The organism is Flavobacteriales bacterium (genome assembly GCA_016713875.1).
In the GTDB taxonomy this organism is placed as follows: Bacteria; Bacteroidota; Bacteroidia; order Flavobacteriales_F; family PHOS-HE28; genus PHOS-HE28.
On sequence record JADJOI010000003.1, the window covers coordinates 1435586 to 1455719 of the forward strand.

Consider the following 20134-nt stretch of genomic DNA (forward strand, 5'->3'; position numbering starts at 1 on the left):
GGTCAACGCGAAGAAACGACCCGTTCGGCCACGATCGACACGAGCAGGCACAGCGTGGCGAAGACCGCCAGTGGGATGAGGTACATGACGAGCTCGGCGAGGTCGCCCTGGCGCAACATCACCACGTTGAAGGCCTCCATGCTCCAGTTGAGGGGCGAGATGCGGCCGATGACCTGCATGGGGCCGGGCATGATGTAGAGCGGCACCCAGATGCCGCCGATGGCGCTCATGATCACCACGGCGGTGCTGCCGAGAATGGCCGACTGCTGCTGGGTGCGCGAGAAGGAACCCACCAGCACCCCGAAGGAGGTGGCCGCCAGCCCGATGAAGAGGGCCGCCAGCACGAGCAGGAGCAGGTCCTCGGGGGGGCCGAAGCGCAGGGGCGGCAGGCCGAAGAGCGGCAGCACCCAATGGCCCACGCTGAGCAGCAGGGCCAGCTGGGTGAGGCAGACCATCAGGTAGGCGGCGATGCGGCCGACCAGGCGCTCGGCCACCGTGCCCGGCATGGTGAGCAGGCGCACCATGCAGCCCGCGGTACGCTCCTTCACCATGTTGCCGGCCAGCAGCACCACGGTGAAGAACATGGCGAAGATGGTCCAGGCCGGCACGTTGTGGGCGGTGGTGTCACTGGCCACCTTGTTGCCGGTGAGCTCGCGGGCGGCCAGTTGCTGGTCGATGCCCACGAAGGGACCGCCCAGGGCGATCGGCGGCAGGGTGTCGCCGTTGATCGCCTCCAACCGGACACGCATGTCGGCCAGCAGCCGTTCGGAGCTGATGCCGGCCAGCACGCGCACCAGGCTGCTTCGCACGAGCTCGCGAAAGACGTGCTTCACGGCGGGGTCCACCACCATCAGCACGGAGGAGCTGTCGGCCGCCGGGGCGTCCCTGCTGTCGCCGGTGAGCGGATCGAAGAGCAGGGCCATGGTGCCTTCCGAGCGGGCGGCGACGGCCTCCGCGGCGTTCGCGGGCACCACCCCTCCGATCTGGTGCTCGCCGCGGCGCACACGCTCGCGGAACTCGACCTCGTCCAGCTCCTGGCCGTCGGTGATCGTGAAACTACCGGTGGCCTCCAGCCCGCGCAACACGGCCTCCCCCACTGGACCGCCGTCCAGGTCCTTGAACAGCACGCGCACCTGCTTGTCGCTGAAGTCGCGGAAGGGGGCATCCTGCACCACGGCCATCACGCTCACCAGGAAGATGGGCATCACATACACCAGCAGCAGGCCTGTGCGATCGCGCAGCAGCAGCAGCAGTTCCTTGTGCAGGTGGGCGAGGATGCGGGTGAACATGGATCAATCGCGCAGTTCGCGTCCGGTGAGGCGGAGGAAGGCGTCCTCCAAACGCTCGCCTCCCCCGCCTCGTGCGGTGGACAGCTCACCCACGCTGCGGCCGTCGTCCATCACCACCACGCGGGTGCACAGGCGCTCGGCCTCGTCCAAGTGGTGGCTGGTGTACAGCACGGTGGTACCGCCGGCGTTCACCTGCAACAGCAGGTCCCAGATGGCGGCGCGGCTCTGGATATCGATGCCCACGGTGGGTTCGTCCAGGAAAAGGATGGGGGGTTCGTGCAGCAGGGCCGCCACGATGTTGAGGCGCCGGCGCATGCCGCCGCTCCAGTGCCGCACCTGCTCGTCGGCGCGGTCCTGCAGCCCGGTGCGCAGCAGCAGCGCCTCGGTGCGTTCGCCGAGCACCGCGGTGGACAGACCGTGCAGTCGGCCGAAGTAGCGCAGGTTCTCGCGGGCGGTGAGGGTGTCGTAGAGGGCGATCTCCTGCGGCACGAAGCCGATGAGGCGGTGCACGCGGCCGGGCTCCTTCACCACGTCGAGGCCGCGCACCAGCACCCGGCCCTCGCTGGGCGCCAGCACCCCGGTGAGGATGCTGATCATGGTGGTCTTTCCGGCGCCGTTGGGGCCGAGCAGGCCGAAGAACTCGCCGGGCATCACCTGCAGGTCCATGCCGTTCACAGCGGGTCGTCCGCCGCTGCGATAGCGCTTCACCAGGCCCTCCACCCGGATGTCCGGGGCGGTCATAGCTGCTTGGCGAACTGGTGGAGCTGCTTGAAGAAGGCGGTCTCCTGGCGCCCGATGTCGGCCAGCTTGTCGGCCAGGTGGTCGAAGGTGATGTGGGCCTCGGCGCGGCCCTTGCACAGGCGACCGGCCTCATAGGCGAGATCACGCCATTGGTCGCCGATGCGGGTCATCTCCAGGGCCTTTTCCCGCAGGGCAGGCGCGTTCAACAGCTTGGACGACTCCATCAGGAATGCGGCGAAGATGAAGCGAAAGCCTGCGCCGCCCGTACCGATCTCCTCCTGCATGCGGATGAGGTTTCCCAGCGCGAGCCGGGCGTCCTTCTCGCCCAGGCGGCGCTCGTAATGGCGCAGCTTGCCGGCGAGGTAGCCGATGCCCTTGCTGCCGAACATAGGCAGCGGCGTGGTGCTCATGTCGCGGGCGGTGCGCCGCAGGCCCTTGAGGGCGGCCGTGCGCAGGTCGGCATCGGTGGGCACCTTCGTGGGGTAGTACATCCGGCCCTTGATGTTGGGCATGCCTTTGGCGAACCGGGCCCGGATCAATGCCGAGCGATGGATGCGCGTCGGCCCGTCCATCACCGGGTCGCTCACCAGGTACTCATCCCCCTCCTTCCCGAACACCACGATGTTGTGGCCATTGAAATGGAAGCGGAACGCCTTGGGCAGGTAAGGAAGGTAGAACACACTGGTGAGCATGCCCACGGGCAGGCTTTGGGCCAGCACCCGGTCCAGTTCATCCATCGCTTCGCGCGGATCGCGGAAGGTGACCCGCCGGATGCTGATCCCGAGCCTTTTGGTGAACCGGCTGAAGATCCAGCCCGGCAGGATCCGGTAGCTGGTCACCGGGATGCCGTTCATCTTCAGGAAGGGCATGTGGCTGAAGAACAGGCCGGAGCCGATGCCGAAGGCCATCGGCTCGCTCACGGGCAGGCCGTGGAAGCGCATCAGGTTGCTGATGACGCCCGTCTCGCAATGGGCGCTCTGCTGGTGGTCGAAGGGGATCACCCGGGCAGGCTGGCTCATCGGGGCACCTGCTTCAGCTCGTCCACCGGCACCATCAACACCTCCGCATATCGGTCCAGCAGGGCCTGGTCGAGCTCCGCGAAACCGGCGGGCTCCAGATGGCGCTTCACCTTGCGGGCCGGCAGGTCCATGTGCTGCGCCAGAAGGGCGGCGTCCATCATGTTCTTCTCCATGTGATAGGCCAGCGGGCTCAGGTCACCCTTCAACACCTGCTGCCGTGCGGCCTCCACCCGTTCGTGGATGACGTCCCAGGCCTGGCTCAGGGCCACGTTCTCCGGCTCCCAGCCCACACTGGGCACCTTTTCGAACTCACCGTTCTCGTTCAGGGCGTACTTCACCACCTTGAACTTGCCTTCCAGCATGTTGGCGTCGTCCTGGGGAACTTCGTCCTTCTTCATGACCGTGGGTCCTCCGGAAGGGCGATGGAACCACCGACCGGGGAAAGGGACCGCGAAGATAGCCAGCCGGGCAGGAAGGTCGCGGAGGCCTATACGGCGGTGAGCAGGGCGAAGGCGTAACTGAAGCGGGCGCTCTCGGGCACCATCAACAGTACCTTCTGACCCTTCTTCACGTGGCCCTCGGCGATGAGGTCGCGCAGCTGGAGGAAGATGGAGGCCGAACCCACGTTGCCCACCCGGGGCAGGTTGATGAACCACTTGTCCATGGGCACGCCGATGCCCTGGGCCACCATCTCATCGTGCACCTTGTCGCGGAAGAACATGCTGCTGAGGTGCACCAGCATGTGGTCGATGGAGGCGGGATCGAGCCCGTGGTGCTCGAAGGTCTCGCGCAGGAAACGCACGCCCACCGGCACGATGTTGCGGCCCAGGAGCTTCACGTCCTGCTTCATGGTGAAGATGGAGCGTCCGGCGAGGTCCTGCGGCAGGAAGTTCTTCCAGCCGAGGTATCGGCCGTCCTCATCCTTGTCGCCACCGCTGTACATGCACACGTCGAGCTCGTTGGCGAAGGAGCGGCTCACCACCCACTCCATGCGCAGGCTCAGCGGACCACGTGGCGCGGGTTCCATCAGCACGGCGGCGGCGCCGTCGCTCAGCATCCAGCGCAGGAACTCCTTCTCGAAACCGATGATGGGGTCCTGCTCCAACTGGCGGTAGCGCTCGGTCTCGCGTTCGAAGTTGCGGGCCAGCATCATCGGGCTCACGAGCTCGCTGCCGGCGGCCACGGCGTTGCGGGAAAGGCCCGCGCCCACGCTCATGTAGCCGTACTTCAGGGCGTGCATGCCGGTGCAGCAGGCGCCGGCCGTGCTCACGATCTCCAGGGGATGGTCCAGTTCGCCATGCACCTGCGAGGCGTGCGAGGGCAGGAACTGATCGGGGCTGCTCGTCCCACAGGCCAGCACCTCCAGGTCGCGCACGGCCAGCCCGTCACCGGCAAGCCCTTTCACCGCCTCGGCCACGAGCTGGGCGTTGCTGTGCGTGATGCGCCCCTGGCGGTCCAGGGCGTAGTGGCGCTGCAGGATGCCGTTGTTGCGCAGCACGATGTACTGGGCACGCGACGGTCTCCCGTCGATCATGCCCAGGAAGTCCGTCATCTCCGCGTTGGAGACCGGTGCGTTCGGCAGGAACCCGGAGACCCGGGTGATGTAGACGTCGTGCAAGGCCTTGGCGTTCTTCCCCCCCTTCGTGCGGACCGGCAAAAGTAACCGCTGGCCGGGCCGGCCCAAAAACAAGCGACAAGGGCCTGTTGTTCAGGGGGCTGGCTAACAACTTAACTGGCCCTCAGAATGTCACCGTCATTTCATGAAGGGCCACCGGTTAAGAGCACGGGCCTGGGAAGAGCGGAACGGTCGACGCATCGGACGAGGACCGGAACGGTCTCCCGAACCAAGAGGGACCCACTGTTCGCGCTCAATCTTTGACGAACCGAATGTTGAACCTCTGGCCACCCTCCAACCGGGTGCGCAGGAGGTACACCCCGGAGGCGAACCCCTCAAGATCCACGGAGCACGATTGTGGGAACACCCACCTGACCAGAGAGTCCGTCCCCCAGCGTCGAGGATCTCGAGCTCCGCCGCGTGCTGGAGTGCCATGACATTCAACACGGACCCCGCAGGATTCGGGTAGACCACGAGGCCAGATCCAGCGACCTCAGCGATCCCGACGCAGTTGGTGATCTGGATCCAGAGCGACTGCTGATCCCAGCATCCGTGAATATCCTCCGCACTGATCGAGATGAACGCGCTTGCCAAGCCGCCGGGGATGACCCAGTAGGGCAGCGTATCCCCCATGCCTACCCAAGAGACGGGGATGTAATGATCCACCGCGAAATGCACAGTATCCCCTGGACAGTAGATGAGCGCTTCGATGATCTCGACCTCCGGCGATGGAGCAATGGACACAATGATGCTGTCCCGCCAGCCGACCGCGGGATCCACCAAGGTCAGCTGCAATTCGTGCAGTATGGCGGATGTGTCAGGAATGCTCCAGGAGAACTGCTGTTGACCCGAGGACAGACCCGAGGCAAGCAATTGATACCAGCCACCACCCACCCCTCCGACGAACAGATCCAGGGAATCAACAACGCCGGTGGCCGCGAAGGCCACATCAAGAACGGACGGAGTGCAGATGGGCATGCTCGTTGTGGCCTCAACGAGATCCAGACTGCTGCAACTCCACCAAGGCGTAATGTGCACCAGGAGGCTGTCGCCCCCCCCCCCTCCTGAGGCGGCGATCCAGACGATGACATCGGTATCCACGCTGATCGTGTCCGGAGCCGTCCAGATCACAGAGGTCGCAGTCGTCCCGGCCACCAGCGCACGCCAGGTCGTATCGTTCACGAACCGCCACCGCACATCCGCGCTGTCGACCAGGGTCAAGTCCCAGTAAAGGCCCAGCTCCGATCCTGCGCAAATGGTCGCGCCGCTGTCACAGTTCGCGAACTGGACCCCCGCACTAGCCTGGAAAGCGCAATCACCGTCCAATGCCAGTTCCACCAGGTAGAACTCCTCAATACCGGGCAACACCTGTCCTTCCAACAGAAGCGTATCCAACGGATTGACGAGGAACGTGTGCTTCCCGGACGACTCCCTTGTCATGCCGCCCAGCACAGAGCCCTCCCCATAACCCTTGGACATGCTAGGATAGGCTTCCAAGCCGGTCAGGCTACCATCCAAGGAAAGCGTGCCGACCACTAACGCACGCTCATTCACTCCCAGCGCTGAACCCTGAGGCAATGTGCCGGGTCCGGCCGCCGCCGCACCACCGCTATTGCTGCATCCGACGAACACATAGCCCCCAGCCGAACGCTCAAGGGATGCCTCAACCGCTGATAGGCCAGGCACATGGGTCATCCAGGTCACAGAATCAAGCTCGACATCCCACTCAAAGATCACACAGTCGTCCCTCTCCCACGCATGGTACCCCTGTAGTTGCCCTCCAACGGCAGGCTCGATCCCTGAGCCACCGACCAGCGCGACCAACCGACCGGGGATATGTGACGGGCAAAAGTCGCCTGCAAAATCGCGATATTGTTGGTCGTAACTACGCCATGGCATGTCTGCGTTTCCCCATGAAGTTAAATTTTCATCGACATCCGCGATCACCAAGCACTGGTTGATCTGACTTAATGGAGACGGATCGACCAGCAACGTATCCGTTCCGAACCAATACTGCCATCCAAGGTTGCCTTGCATCAAAGTCGAAACGATAATACGACCATCACAATTCTGCATCAATTCGGGCGTCGATGGCACCCAAAACGAAGGCATTGGATAAGATGGATCATCAAAATAATGATAGCTTCGCGCTTCAAATCCATTAGTATTTGAAGGGCCATTATACGAAATAAAATTACCATCAGGATCAGCTTTTACAACAAAGAATTTTGGCCCGAAAATCTGGGTTTGCACAGTAGCTCCATTCGGAAAAAAGATTTGACAATTTTCCATCGCTAAAGCAAAATAAATAGACCCATCACGACCGACCAACAGATCTGAAAGGCCCGTTGGATTGTTGGAGTTATCAGCCACGGCACGGATATGCCATTGATATAGGCCTGTAGAATCAAGCTTCACCACAACACCAGCGCGCCGATCGTTGCTTACCCCTAGAGAGATGGATTCACCACCGATCTGCACAGTGACATCGGCACCCGTCAGACCGAGATAAACACTACCATCCTCGCCGACCGCGAGGGACGTACCTGTGACACACCGGGAATTGGTTTGCTGAGGCGTTCTGATCTCCCAGAGAACGTCACCGCTCGCGTTGTACTTGATCAAGAACAATCCATGTCCTCTATAATTCTGACTGACAGGATAGACATCCCGATGCGCACCGGTCACATACCGATTCCCCCAGCGGTCAACCACCATGTCCAAGGGGTAGACCCGCATGGTGCTGTGCGCACCGGACACCGTATCCGAGGAACAGATCGATGCCAATAGACTGTCCGCCGGATCGGCGACCGTGATGAACGAACTGATGGTGTCCGCACACCCCGTGGTGTTCCGAACAGCATGGTCGATCGGTGTGTACCAATCAGGAACTGTATACACCACGGCAGGGTTCTCTTGGACCGAAGCAGGAGGCACCGCTGTGGAACCAAAATCCCATGTCCACTCGGAGTCATGAATTGAATTATCCAACATGCTTACCGGCTGGCCGACAACCGCGACATCTGGATGGACCGATCTCGCCACGACCTGGTGCAGATCGGTGTGCGCTTCGATATCGACCGGCCATCCATAGCTTCGCCGACAAAGTCCATGGGTCCCTCGCACAAGCTCAACAGAACTGTAGCTAGTTTGTATCGCATGGAAATAGAGCGTATCGTCGGTTGCTTGTATGACCGTATCGATACTGCCCTGAAAGGAATAGAGCACACCGGGTTGGGTGCCCGCCAGGTAGTACTCCACGGTGTCACCCCAACAAAATGTTGAGTCCACCGCAACCAGTGAACCAGGAGGCAAGTCAGCCGGGTACAAAAAGACCGGCACGGTATCGTGAACAGCTAAATAGGCTGTATCGCAAGAACTCAATGTCCTACCGACCACGGTGATCACCAGCTGGGTATCAGCCGGAACGGGCAGATTGTTGAACAAACCCGGGGTGTTGTCCCATGGAGTCATCGGCACGCCGTTGAACTCGACGCGATACTGTTGACCTGTAGGGCCGCTTACATAGATATCAGTAGGCAGACCGGTGCACGCGGCGCAGCAACCCAGCCCATGATTCAGATTCGGGCTCGACCAGCTGAAACTCTGCACGGGTGGAGCCGGAGAATTAACATTCACGCTGGTCTCGAAGACATCCGTGTGGACGCCATCGCTTACTTCCAGCCGGACGTCTGTGGAGCCGGGGGAGGTGAACGCGTGGGTCAGGTGATAGGTATTGGCCACCAACGTGCCGTCCACAAACCAGGCGTAGGAATACCCTGGAGCTGACCGGTTGAACACCGTTACAGGGTCATTCATGCAGATGGACTGACCGATCGGTTCGTAGACGGCTACCGGCGATGGCACCGGTAGCGCTCCTGCGACTCGAAAGGCGCTCCCCCCCGACCCGACCATAAAACCATGACCTGGGAGATCAAGGTTGAGGTCATGAATGACATGACCATCGGTCTCCGGATACTTGAACCAGTAGGCACCGCCATCGAACGAAGCGTAGAGCACCGAACCTGCGACCAGGACCGTATCGGGGCTGATGGCGTGTAGATCCCCCTGCGGGTGGAACGGCGTCTCGATCGTACTCCAGGAGACCCCTCCATCCACGGACCTCAATAGATCACCGCTGCTTCCGATCTCAAAGCCCGAGGTTGCATACAGAACATTCTGCCCGGCGGCACTGATGGCCAGATAGTTGCGATTCTCTGCGTTAAGCTGGACCCAACTGGCACCGCCGTTGGAGGTGCGTAGAACACAATGATGGCCTGCCACATACCCCACCTGATCCGTTTCCATGTCCAGATCATTCAATTGGCCATTGACCGGTGTAGGCACAGGTGACCAGGTCAGCCCAGCATCCGTTGTCCGTAGAATGCGGCCCTGCTTACCCACTGTGAGACCGACCGTTGGGGACGGAAAGTCCATGTCATACACACCGGTGAAGTCAGGGCCGAGATGAACCATCGTCCAACTTTGGCCCCCATCCGCCGTGCGGATGATGATCTCCGCCAACTCGAAGGGGTTGTATCCGGCGACGATCCATGTGTCCTGATCGATCATGTGCACGCCAGCCAGCGAATCGAACGTCATGAAGGTCTCGAGGAACTGACCCGTACCTTGGTTGAACCACGAATTGCCTCCGTTCACGGTCCTGTAGATCGACCCAAAGTCCCCCACGACCATGGCGTTCTGGCCATCCAATGCGTGTATCCCAAAGCATAAGGCCACGGTCGGCAAAGGCTGTTCTTGCCACTGAGCCCGAATGGCCCTGTCCCCTGCCACGAAAGACAAGAGCACAACCATGAACATCCCTAAGGACCGCATCAGCCTGGATTTGGTACGAAACTATATCATCGACCCGGGTCAATAACCACTCGCCCCCCGGCGCACCTCCCTTGGATCAGCGTCACCTAAAGAGCGGGACGGTCGACCAGGTCTCCCTGGATCAAGCCTACATGCTCAGTACGTCGATAGGCGCTCCACTTCCTCGCGCAGCTGCCGTCGCTTCACCAGGGAGAGCAGCCCCGTGGTGAGGGTGGTGAGGGGCCCCAGGATGAAGACCCCGATGGTGAGCAAGGTGCTGAACACCTTCACGCGGCGCAGGCGGCTGGCCGGGTCGCGGTGCACCTTGGCCAGGATGTAGCGGCGGTACTTGCCGAACAGGAAGGTGGCCCGCTTCTCCAGCATCAACAGGCTGGGCACGATGCGGATGGAGCCCTCTTGGCGCAACGCGGCGTTCAGCCCGCGGAGGTCGCCGGCGGACAGGTGCTCCACCAGCACGCGGCCGAACCGGGCCGAGGCGTCCATGTCCTCGGCGCGGATGCCGGCCGCGGGGAAGACCAGGAAGGGGTCGCGGCGCCCCCAGAACATCCAGCGGATGATGGTGATGACGCTGACCAGGTTGGGGCTTCGGTCCACCACGGTGATGTGGCCCACCAGCCGTCCGCGCAAGGCGGCCACGGCGCTGCGCATGTGCTCCTGGGCCAGCACCCACATGTTGCGCGCGCCCACCACCGTCAGCACCGGCCGGTCCGCCAGGTAGCGGGCGGCATCGGGGTGCTTCAGGAAGCTGGTCATGGGGATGCTCGGGTTGAGGAACCAGATGGTGTAGCCCAGGATGACCAGGTCGTACGGGCCTTCAGGCGGCACGTTGAGCGGCTCCAACGGCACGGGGTCGTGGCCCACCGCCTCGGGGAAGCAGTTGAAGAAGGTGAGGCGCGTCCACGGGAACGGATAGGGTGTGGCGGGCCGCAGGGGAAGATGGTCCACCACCATGCCCGCGGCCTGCAAGGGCGCCACGATGCGGTCAAGCAGCGCGGAGAGCTGCCCGGTCTGCGAGTAGTGGATGACGAGGACGCGCTTCATGACCCGGAAGGACGGAAGTACTGGGCCAATTTGCGCAACGGTTTGCGGATGGCCAGCAGCGGCGGCGGGGCGAAGCCGTTGTGGCGCCAGGCCTCCACCACCTCGCGGTTCGCCTTCCACACGTGGGTGAGGCTCTTGTTACTGGCCCCGCCCAGGCGGAAGCGCACGATCGTGAGCGGCACGTAGCGCGCCCGCAGCCGGTGCTTGTACAGGAAGCGGAACATCAGCTCGTAATCGGCCGCGATGTGGAAGCGCAGGTCGAAGCCGCCGAAGCGTTGGTAGGCCGCGCGGCGGATGTAGGTGCCCAGGTGGGGCGGCATCCAGCCGCTGCGGAAGTTGTCGCGGTGGTAGGCCCCGCCCTTCCAGAAGCGGCGCACCCGGCGGATGTCGCGCGGGTCCACCATGTGGGCATCGCCATAGATCACATCGTCGTCGCCCTGGGCGAACTCGGCCGCGAGCTTCGCGATCACGTCGGGCGCCTCCAGCAGGTCGCCGGCGTTCACGAAGCCGACCACCTCACCGGTGGCACGCGCGAGGCCCTTGTTCATGGCGTCGTACACGCCCTTGTCCGGCTCGCTGATGAGGATCGAGCGACCGTCGTCAACGCGCCTCAGCACGGTGCGCGTGGCTTCGTCCGGCGAAGCGCCGTCCACGATGATGTGCTCGATGTGCGGATGGGTCTGCGCACGCACGCTGGCCACCGTCTCGGCCAGCTCCTCGCCGGCCTTGTAGCACACGGTGATCAGCGTGAACCTCATTCGATCACGCGTTCGCGGACGGGCTGCGCGGGATTCCCCTGGTGGATCATGTACGGCTCCAGGTCCTTGGTGGCCACACTGCCTGCGGAGAGCACACTATGGCTCTTCAGGGTGACGCCGAGCATCACCATGGCGCCCGCCCCCACCCAGCTGCCCTCTTCCAGCACCACGGGACCGCTCAGGGTGGGGTAATCGACCTTCTTGTAGTTGTGGCTGCCCTGGATGATCATGGCGCCCTGGCTGATCACCACATGGTCACGGATGATGAGCTGATCGATGTTGTCGAGCCAGGCGCGCTGCCCGATCCATACGTGGTCGCCGATGGTGAGCTTCCAGGGGTACTTGATGTTCACCCCGGGATGAATGACGACCCCCTTCCCCACCCGCGCACCGAACAGGCGGAGCAGCGCGGGCTTGGGCGAGCGGAACGGGAACAGGGGGTTCAGGAAGAAGAGCGCGTTGGTGAAATACCACAGCGTCATCTTCACCGCGCCCGCCCCCTTGGGGAAGTCGGCGTTGGTGAAGCGGCTGAGGTCGACGCGCTTGCGTTCGGTCATGGCACCAGGAGCTCCAGCGTGCGTTGCACCGGCGCCGGATCGTCCAAATATCGCTTGCCCAGTGCGAAAGCGCCGCCGACGGTCGCCCGCAACGCCTGCTCCTCCATGTGCACCAGCAGTTGGATGGTCCGGGTGAAGCGGGCCGGGTCCTCCAAGGGGATGTCCCAGCCGGCATTCTGACGCTCGAGCCCTTTCCACGGCGTGCGGTCGCTGATGACCAAGGGAAGCCCCGCTGCCAGCGCTTCCACCATGGTGTGGCCGAAGTTCTCGCCCTGGCTGGGCATGAACAGGGCATGGACCTGCGCGAAGAGGCCGGGCACCTCCTCCGGCGCGGCCGTTCCCTTGTGCGATACCGTGATACCGGGCGGCAGCTGGGCGATGGCCTCCCGGCACTTCGCCCAGTAGGCCTCGTCGTAGATGGGCCCGTAGAGGTCGAAGGTCACCCGGCCCTTCACCTGCTTCAGGCATTCGATGGCGAAGAGCGTGTTCTTCTCCACGGCGATACGGGCTACGCTCACGAGCCGCAGCTCACCGGGTCGCTTACCACGCGGCGGAGGTTCCTTGGCCGGCATGCAACGACCCAGGTTGGGCACCAGCCGCACCTCGACATCCCTTCCCATCCAGCGCTTCACGTCCTCGACCTCCTCGGTGTTGGTGGCCTGGAACACGACACCGCGGTAGCAGCCCAGCATCCGCATCACTGCAAGGAACGCGCGCTTCTTCAGCGCACCATGCTTCATCATGCCCACTGCAAGCATGCCGCGCACGGCCACCACCCGTCGTTGCCCTGTACCCTTCAGCAGCCACAGCGGCATCACGCTGAACCACTTGGAGTACATGCCGTTGATGTACACCGTGGTCCAGGGCTCTTCGGCCAGCAGCTCGCGCCAGACAGCCGCGTTCACCCCGGGGCGCGAAGCGTACCACACCTTCTCGCCGCCAGGCATCACGGTCCAGCGATCGGGCACGATACCGGCGTAGGGCGTGGTCTCGGTGTAATCGGTATCGGTGGTGACGATGTGCAGGTCGACCTTGTCGCGCAGGTGGTCCACCAGGTTGGCCATGCTGCGCACGGGTCCGCCGGCCTTGTAACCGGGCAGGTACCAATCGATGAAGACCAGGACCCTAGGCTTCACGGCGGGCTTTCATCAGGTCCATCACGGTGCGCGCCCATTCCGCCGGGGTCCACAGACCGCCCAGGGTGTGGCTGTGCCGGCCCATGAGAAGCAGGTCGGCATCGCTGCGTTCCATCAGCTGCAGCAGGGCCTTGCGCAGGTCGGCGCCGTCGCCTGCGACAAAGCGGACGCCGTTCTCCCCCGGAGCGAGGAAGCGTTCACCCGCCCCCACCGCATGGCTCAGCACCAGGGGAAGGCCCGCACAGGCATGCTCGTGCACCACCACGCCCCAGGGCTCATAGGTACTGGGCAGCACGAACACGCCGCACTGTTCCACCACCTTCGCCATCTCATCCGCCTGCACGAAGCCCAGGTGCTTGATGCACGCATGGCGGCCCGAGGTGGAGCGCACCACCTGCTCGTGCAATTCGCCGGTGCCTGCGATCCACAACTCCCAGTCGCCGGCCCGGCCCTGATCGCACAGGGTGGCGAAGGTGTCGCAGAGCAGCTGGTGGCCCTTGGTGGGGATGTAGCGGGCCACGCAGAGCAGCCGGTGGGGCCAGCGGTCGGTGCGTTGGTCCAGCAGGCGCCGCCCCAGCGGGAGGAAGCGATCGGTGTCGGCGCTGTAGAAGCCGGTGCGGATGTTGAGGGCGGGGAATCCGAGCCGCCGGGCATAGCGGGCCTGCGCCTCCCCGGTGACCCAGGCGTGGCTGAAGGTGCGGCGGAGCCACAGCCGGGTGGCGGCCACCGCGGCCCATTGGCGTGCATCACCACGCCAGGCCGTGTCGCTGCACATCACCGTAGGCAGGCCCTGCTTGTGCAGCATGCGGCATACGCGCAGGTAGCCCTTGTCGACCCAGCCGCTGGCGAAGGCGATGTCCGGCCCGACGCCATGCGTCAGGCGCATCAAGGCCTGATCGTCCAACGCGTCGCGCTCATACACCTTCACGCGGTCGCCGAAGCGCAGGGTGAAGGGTGCCTCGCGGTTCACCGGCCATCGCACGATGTGCACCTCCACGTCGTGGTCGCGCACCAGGCGCTCCACGCACGCCAGGAAATACGGGGCGAGCTCCGTGTACAGGAAGAGCGCCTTGCGGTGCGTGCTCATGCGACCTGTCGCGGAAGATGGGCCACGCCCGCATCGAGCAGTTCGCCGAAGGTGGTCATGGGCAGGTCGTCGAACAGCCGGCGCATCTTGGGCTCGGTGGTGGCGAGGTTCACGTAGCTCATGAAGCGGCGCTTGGCGCTCATGGGCAGCCGTGGATGATGGGGATCCACCTCGCGGGGATGCAGGTAGAAGACCACGGGGCGCTCTTCGGCCAGCACGGCCCTGGCGCGCTGGCGGATCAGCGGGTACGGGAAGAAGCGCAGGTAGCCACCGCCGAAGAAGTAGAGGTCGCGGCCCAGCAGGCGGTCCAGGCTGATGGGGAACTCCACGATCCCGCCCTGCGTGGTGGACACCACATGGGGCACGGGAAGCGCGCCGGGCCAGCCCCCATGGTTGCGGCTGCCCGGCCAGATGCTGCTATCGTAGGCATGACCGGTCTCGGCGAGGGCCTCGAAGAACCACGGCGTCTCCTTGGTCGCGCTGAAACCGGGCGCCCGGTAGCCGCGGACCTTCACACCAGCGGCGTCCTCGATGACGCCCTTGGCGCGGCGCACGTCCTCGGCGAAGTGACGGCGGTCGTGCTTGTACACGAGCTCGTGCGCATAGCCGTGGGAGGCGATCTCGTGGCCTTGGGCGGCGGCATCGCGCACGAGCTGGGGATGGCGCTCGGCCACCCAACCCAGGATGAAGAGGGTCGTGCGCACGTGCTTCTCGGCGAAGAGGTCGAGCATGCGGCGGAACGAGGGCTCCACCCGCGACTCAAGGCCGTCCCACTGCGCCAGGGGCGGCGTGGAGGGCACATCGAGGATATGGAACCACTCCTCCACGTCGACGGAGAACACACAGCGCGCGGGCATGCGGCAAAGGTACCCCGATGGGCCGACGAGCTCAGCCGATGCGGATCCGACCGAGGAAGCGCGGGCGTTCGCCCTTGTCGAAGCGGGCGCGGGTGTGGCGGATCCAGCCCACGATGAGCGGCACGCCGAGCAGGGTGGGCCACAGCCATTGCAGCCACATGGGTTTGATCATGGCCAGGTTGACGGCGCTGAAGGCGGACACGGTGGCGATGTAGCTGCCGAGGAAACCGCTCATGTGGGCGTAGAGCCACTCCTGCTTGTCGTGGTGGGTGCGGAAGAAGCGGCGCAGCTGCATGAACACCAGGGCACAGCCGATGGCCCCGAAGGCGGTGAAGATGATCGCCGCCGAGCTGCGTTCCCCATGGACGAGGTGGACCATGCCCCAGAGGAACAACCCGGTGTTCACGAGACCGGCGGCACCGTGCATCAACAGGTCCCAACGACCCAGGCGCTGTCCCTTGTGGAGCCCCTTCAGGTACAGACCGCGGTAGCCGGTGGCCGCCAGGTGGAAACTGAAGAGGGCCACCAGGGCCATGAGCGGGTTGGGACGCCAGAGGCCGGCCAGGAGGGCGGTGGCGCACACCAGCACCATGGCGAAGAAGAAGGCACGCCCCCACCAGCGATGCCAGTGTCCACCCTTGCGCACGAGCATCGCCACGGGCGCGGCGCCCAGAGCGATGGCACCGGAGAGCGCGTGGAGCTTGAGCACGAGGGCCTGGGGATCCATGGTGCCGACCGGTCGCGATCAGGGAAGGATGCAGAGCCGGGTGGACGTGCGGCCACCATCGTCCAGGTCCAGTTGTAGCAGGTAGGTGCCGGGGGCGAGCAGGGGCAGCGCGAGGGGTTCATCCGCTCCCACAGCAGGCCAGAGGGCGACCGTCCGTCCCTGCTGATCGAGCAGGGCGCCGGTCCACTGGCCGATGGTGCGTCCGGACATGCGGACGGTGATGGCATCACCAGGCCGGGCGGGATTGGGATGCAGGCATAGGCCGGAGGAGAGGGGCTGCGGGTCGCTGATGGGAAGGGGGTCGAGCGTCTCGGTGAATCCGCCGCTCAGTGGAGCTCCGAAGTGCTTCACGGCCAACACCGCCTGCGGCCCAGGGCCAGCGCTGTTCGTTCGGCCTACCAGCATATAACCACCATCGATGGCAGCCACAACGTCGAATGCCTCATCCTGCTCCAACCCGCCGAAGGTCGGGCCCTCGATGTATGCCCCTGTGGCGGTCGTATGCCACATGTACATGTCCTTCCCACCGGCCCCGAAAGCGTCCGTGGACCCGGCAAGGCATAGGTCACCGTTCTGAAGTTCGATCACCCCATGTCCTTCCCAGCTGCCTTGACCAAAGGTGACCTCATTCCACAGGAAATCCCCTGCACCATTGAACTTGACCAGAAGCATGGTCCGATAGGGCACGACCCCTTCCGTGATCCCGCCCACGACGTATCCGCCATCGGTGGTGGCCGTCAAGGACCGGCCTTCATCCCAAGCCAATCCGCCCCAGGCTGTTTGCCAAAGAAGCGTTCCATCTGAAGCATACCGCAGCAGGACGACATCCTGACCACCGCCCAAGGCGGTGTTGACGACCACGGTGCAGCCTCCATCCGCTGTTCCCACCACAGCGGTGGCTTCCTCGCTTCCCGCAGCTCCGAACGTCCGTGTCCAGAGGGTATCACCTGCCTCATCGATTCGAAGGATCCACGCCTCTCCAGACCCGTCGCCCGAGCTGAACGTTTGACCCACCACGAACCACCCACCGGGCACAGTGGCGGCAGCATGGAACAAGTCCCACTCCTCTTGGCCATAGGTCCTTTCCCACAGCGGGGCTCCAGCAGGGTCCGTGCGCACCAGGAAACCGTCGTATCCGAATGCGGCGCCGGCATAACGGGTCCCGACGACAAGGAGGCCTTCATCATCCGTTCGTGCCAGGTCCGCACCCTGTTCGGCACCAACACCTCCGTAGGTGGTGGACCAGATCAAGGACCCAGCGCTGTCCACGCGGACGAGATAGATGTCACCACCGCCATTGCCGAAGCTGCCGGTACTGCCGAGCATGACGTACCCTCTGTCCAAGGTGGCCTCAACGGCCACGGCCTCATCCGCCCCGAAACCACCGTAAGTGCGTTGCCAGGTGAGCTGACCGGCCACCATGGACGGAACGATCAATGGAGCAAGGGACAGAAGGGGGCGACCACAGGCAATGGTGCTCATCTTGAATGCCCGAATATCGGCATGCCCGTGGCAATGGACCTACTTTTGACAGCCTTTATGGTGACGACCCCACCCCTGCCTGAATCTTCTCACTGATGACCTCCCGAGGACTACTGGGTTTCGTTGTGTTCATGGTCGTGCTGGTCCTGATCGACCTGTACGCCTACAAAGGCATCAATACGGCGATGAACGGCTGGACCCAGGGAGGACGGCGCGTCGTGCGGTTGATCTACTGGGCGGTGTCCATCGGCATGCTGGCCTTGATGGTCTGGGTAGCGGTGAGCATCCAGGACCTGCGCAGCACGCGGAACCACTCGTTCATGTTCTCGCTCGCCGCCCTGTTCATGCTGTTCTTCCTGCCCAAGGTGGTGATCATCCTCTTCCACGGGGTGGAGGATCTCATCGAGGGCGGTCGCTGGCTCTTCGACAAGCTCACCCCGGGCGATCCGGTCTCCGCGGGCGAGCCGATCACACGGCTGAAGTTCCTGTCCCAAGTCGGCCTTGCGCTGTCGGCCATCCCCTTCGCCGGTGTGCTGTACGGCATCACCCACGGACGGCGGAATTTCCGCATCGAACGCGTCCACCTGAGCGCACCGAACCTGCCTGCAGCCTTCGATGGGCTCCGCATCGTGCAGATCAGCGATCTGCATCTGGGCAGCTTTCCGAGCGGCACGGACATCGTGCGCAAAGGCGTGGACCTGATCAACAAGGAGCGCCCCGACCTGATCCTCTTCACCGGTGACATGGTGAACGACTTCGCGGACGAGGCCGAGGCCTGGGTGGATACGCTGAAGGACCTGCGTGCGCGGATCGGCAAGTTCTCCATCCTGGGCAACCACGATTATTCCGACTATGCCCGCTGGGATTCGCAGGAGGCCAAGCGCGCCAACCTTGAGCGCCTGAAGAAGCACCACGCCGCCATGGGCTTCCGCCTGATGCTTGATGAGAACACCCGGATCGAGCGCGACGATGAGGCCATCACGCTCCTTGGTGTACAGAATTGGGGCCGACGGTTCCAGCAGTACGGCGACCTGTCGCGCACGATGCAGGGCCATGACCCCGCGACGTTCCGCATCCTGATGAGCCACGACCCCACGCATTGGGAGGAACAGGTGTTGGGAACCGGCATCGACCTCACCCTGAGCGGGCATACCCACGGGGCTCAGTTCGGCATCACCATCGCCGGGCAGACCTACAGTCCCGCTCAATGGGTGTACAAGCGGTGGGCGGGCCTGTACACCGAGGGTGCACAGCACCTGTACGTGAACCGGGGCTTCGGCTTCATCGGCTTTCCGGGCCGCGTGGGCATGCCACCCGAGATCACCGTGATCGAGCTGCGGCGTGAGGGTGAAGCTCCACGTGCATGATGCGGCTGGTCGCCGATCTCCGCCAAGCCGTTGTCACCTGGTCGGCCCGTCAGCCTGGGCTGCATGTCGGGCGTACGGGTGGTCTGATCGTGTTGGTCGTCGTTCTGGCGCTTCAAGCCTGGACCTATGGCTATCACGAGATCCTCTTCAAACGGCCGCAGGGGTACCACGCATGGAGGCAAAGCGACTGCCTCTCCATGACGTGGCACTATATGCACGACGATCTGCCCTTTTGGGAAGGGAAGATGCACTACCTCGGACCGGACGGCTCCGGGAGGGCCTTAAGCGAACTGCCCATCCTCCCCTACATCATCGGTAAGGTGTGGAGGACCACAGGTCAACAGGAGTGGCTGTACCGGGCGTTCGTCATGTTGCTCTCCTTCTCCGGGTTGATCTGCTTGTTCCTCACGGCCTTCACCCTGCTGAAGGACGGGATCCTCGCCGCATGGGTGTCCGCGTTCCTGTTCACCTCTCCGATGGTGGCCTACTACGCGAACAACTTCCTGCCCAACGCCGCGGCGCTCGGCTTCGTCCTTATAGGCTGGCATGCAACGGCCTCGGGGATCCACAAGGCGGATCGCGCACGGCTTGTCCTCGCGATAGCGCTCTTCACCGTGGCGGGCTTGCTCAAGGCCACAGCGGCGTTGAGCCTCTTGATCCTGCTCGCGATCCTGCTCATTTCCTTCATGCCGTGGCGAAGGATCCTCCTCGGGCCTTGGAGACCGTCCGAACGGGTCGTGCCGTTGATCGCCGGTCTGGCGGCCGTGGGCGTGATCGCCGCATGGTACACGTACGCCCGCTCGTACAACTCGGGACAGACACAAGGCATTTTCCTCATCGGGGTGCTGCCTTACTGGCGGATCCACACGGATGAGCTCGACGCCGTTCGTCAAGGCCTCGGTGATCACCTCCGTCGCGATTACCTGCGCCCTGACCTCTATCTCGCACTGCTCACCGTTTCCGCACCGGCCTTGTTCCTTCCGAAACACATCCCACGGGCGCTTTGGACGACGTTCGCTCTGTTGTGCGCCGGTATCCTGTGCATCGGCGTCCTGTTCTTCGGCGCGCTCAGAGACCATGATTATTACAGTCTCGATCAGGTGATCCTCTTCCCCGCCGCTCTTCTGCTCGGCTTGCTGGCTCTCGTCCGCAGCCGCTCGCGGATCATCCACGCCTGGCCTTTCCAGTTGCTCCTGCTGGCAGTGCTGGTGCATGGCACCGATTTCGCCCGACGCAGGATGAAGGACCGGTATTCCACGTGGATGAACCATGAGTACCTCACGCAGCACGAACCGCTGGGCAGGATGCATGAAGCCTTTAGAAGCATGGGGCTCGATGAAAGCGCCCGTGTGATCTCCATGCCGGACATCAGCTTCAATAGGAGCCTTTACCTGATGGAGCGCTCCGGGTGGACGGATTTCGAAGCCTTGAGCGATCACCCCCAACTCCTCCGTGAGAAGGTCCGACAAGGCGCGCGCTATTTGGTGACCACCAACGACAGTGTATTGCTCAAACCCGGTCTGGGACCATTCCTCGAAGCTCCGATCGGTGGGTTCGAGAATGTGTGCGTCTTCGCGCTCACCGGACAGGAATAACGCGGCGTTCGCAACACACCTTGCCCG

16 protein-coding genes are annotated in these 20134 nt (G+C 63.6%); 2 read left to right on the forward strand and 14 right to left on the reverse strand.

The window, feature by feature from the left end; translation table 11 throughout:
* Window positions 1–2: 2 nt before the first annotated feature.
* The 14 genes from IPJ87_07755 to IPJ87_07820 all read right to left on the reverse strand — a co-directional run bounded on the left by IPJ87_07755 (window position 3) and on the right by IPJ87_07820 (window position 17085).
* Window positions 3–1289 (reverse strand): ABC transporter permease, encoded by a 1287-nt coding sequence (locus tag IPJ87_07755; GenBank protein MBK7941754.1) that lies wholly within the window; start codon window positions 1287–1289, stop codon window positions 3–5.
* 3 nt (window positions 1290–1292) lie between these two features.
* The gene (locus IPJ87_07760) at window positions 1293–2030 is read right to left on the reverse strand and encodes an ABC transporter ATP-binding protein (protein MBK7941755.1); all 738 of its coding nucleotides are present in this window, start codon (window positions 2028–2030) and stop codon (window positions 1293–1295) included.
* Entirely contained in the window at window positions 2027–3049 is a 1023-nt protein-coding gene (locus IPJ87_07765; protein MBK7941756.1) for a BtrH N-terminal domain-containing protein, read from the reverse strand. The genes IPJ87_07760 and IPJ87_07765 overlap by 4 nt, the downstream gene beginning before the upstream one ends.
* Complete coding sequence (locus IPJ87_07770) at window positions 3046–3447, reverse strand: hypothetical protein (protein ID MBK7941757.1); 402 nt, start codon at window positions 3445–3447, stop codon at window positions 3046–3048. Before IPJ87_07770 ends, IPJ87_07765 begins: the two co-directional genes overlap by 4 nt.
* Before the next feature lie 89 nt (window positions 3448–3536).
* A complete protein-coding gene (locus IPJ87_07775; protein ID MBK7941758.1) occupies window positions 3537–4667 on the reverse strand; it encodes a beta-ketoacyl-ACP synthase III in 1131 nt (376 codons plus the stop codon).
* Window positions 4668–4802: 135 nt separating this feature from the next.
* Window positions 4803–9479, reverse strand: coding sequence for a hypothetical protein (locus tag IPJ87_07780; protein ID MBK7941759.1), 4677 nt, complete (start codon window positions 9477–9479; stop codon window positions 4803–4805).
* A 156-nt stretch (window positions 9480–9635) separates the two neighbouring features.
* Window positions 9636–10541, reverse strand: a complete 906-nt coding sequence (locus IPJ87_07785) for a dialkylresorcinol condensing enzyme DarA (protein ID MBK7941760.1) — start codon at window positions 10539–10541, stop codon at window positions 9636–9638.
* The gene (locus IPJ87_07790; GenBank protein MBK7941761.1) at window positions 10538–11299 is read right to left on the reverse strand and encodes a glycosyltransferase; all 762 of its coding nucleotides are present in this window, start codon (window positions 11297–11299) and stop codon (window positions 10538–10540) included. Before IPJ87_07790 ends, IPJ87_07785 begins: the two co-directional genes overlap by 4 nt.
* Entirely contained in the window at window positions 11296–11856 is a 561-nt protein-coding gene (gene wcaF / locus IPJ87_07795; protein ID MBK7941762.1) for a colanic acid biosynthesis acetyltransferase WcaF, read from the reverse strand. Before wcaF ends, IPJ87_07790 begins: the two co-directional genes overlap by 4 nt.
* Window positions 11853–12992, reverse strand: a complete 1140-nt coding sequence (locus IPJ87_07800; GenBank protein ID MBK7941763.1) for a glycosyltransferase — start codon at window positions 12990–12992, stop codon at window positions 11853–11855. Before IPJ87_07800 ends, wcaF begins: the two co-directional genes overlap by 4 nt.
* Complete coding sequence (locus IPJ87_07805; GenBank protein ID MBK7941764.1) at window positions 12982–14079, reverse strand: glycosyltransferase family 4 protein; 1098 nt, start codon at window positions 14077–14079, stop codon at window positions 12982–12984. Before IPJ87_07805 ends, IPJ87_07800 begins: the two co-directional genes overlap by 11 nt.
* Window positions 14076–14936: a DUF3473 domain-containing protein gene (locus IPJ87_07810; GenBank protein ID MBK7941765.1), complete on the reverse strand. Its 861-nt coding sequence runs from the start codon at window positions 14934–14936 to the stop codon at window positions 14076–14078. The genes IPJ87_07805 and IPJ87_07810 overlap by 4 nt, the downstream gene beginning before the upstream one ends.
* A gap of 31 nt (window positions 14937–14967) precedes the next feature.
* A complete protein-coding gene (locus IPJ87_07815; protein ID MBK7941766.1) occupies window positions 14968–15663 on the reverse strand; it encodes a hypothetical protein in 696 nt (231 codons plus the stop codon).
* A gap of 18 nt (window positions 15664–15681) precedes the next feature.
* Entirely contained in the window at window positions 15682–17085 is a 1404-nt protein-coding gene (locus IPJ87_07820) for a PQQ-like beta-propeller repeat protein (GenBank protein ID MBK7941767.1), read from the reverse strand.
* Window positions 17086–17240: 155 nt separating this feature from the next.
* Between IPJ87_07820 and IPJ87_07825 the strand changes: the two genes are divergently transcribed.
* Window positions 17241–18512 carry a metallophosphoesterase gene (locus IPJ87_07825; GenBank protein ID MBK7941768.1) on the forward strand — a complete coding sequence of 424 codons (1272 nt, stop codon included), beginning with the start codon at window positions 17241–17243 and terminating at the stop codon, window positions 18510–18512.
* Window positions 18509–20107: a glycosyltransferase family 39 protein gene (locus IPJ87_07830; GenBank protein ID MBK7941769.1), complete on the forward strand. Its 1599-nt coding sequence runs from the start codon at window positions 18509–18511 to the stop codon at window positions 20105–20107. The genes IPJ87_07825 and IPJ87_07830 overlap by 4 nt, the downstream gene beginning before the upstream one ends.
* Window positions 20108–20134 lie beyond the last annotated feature (27 nt).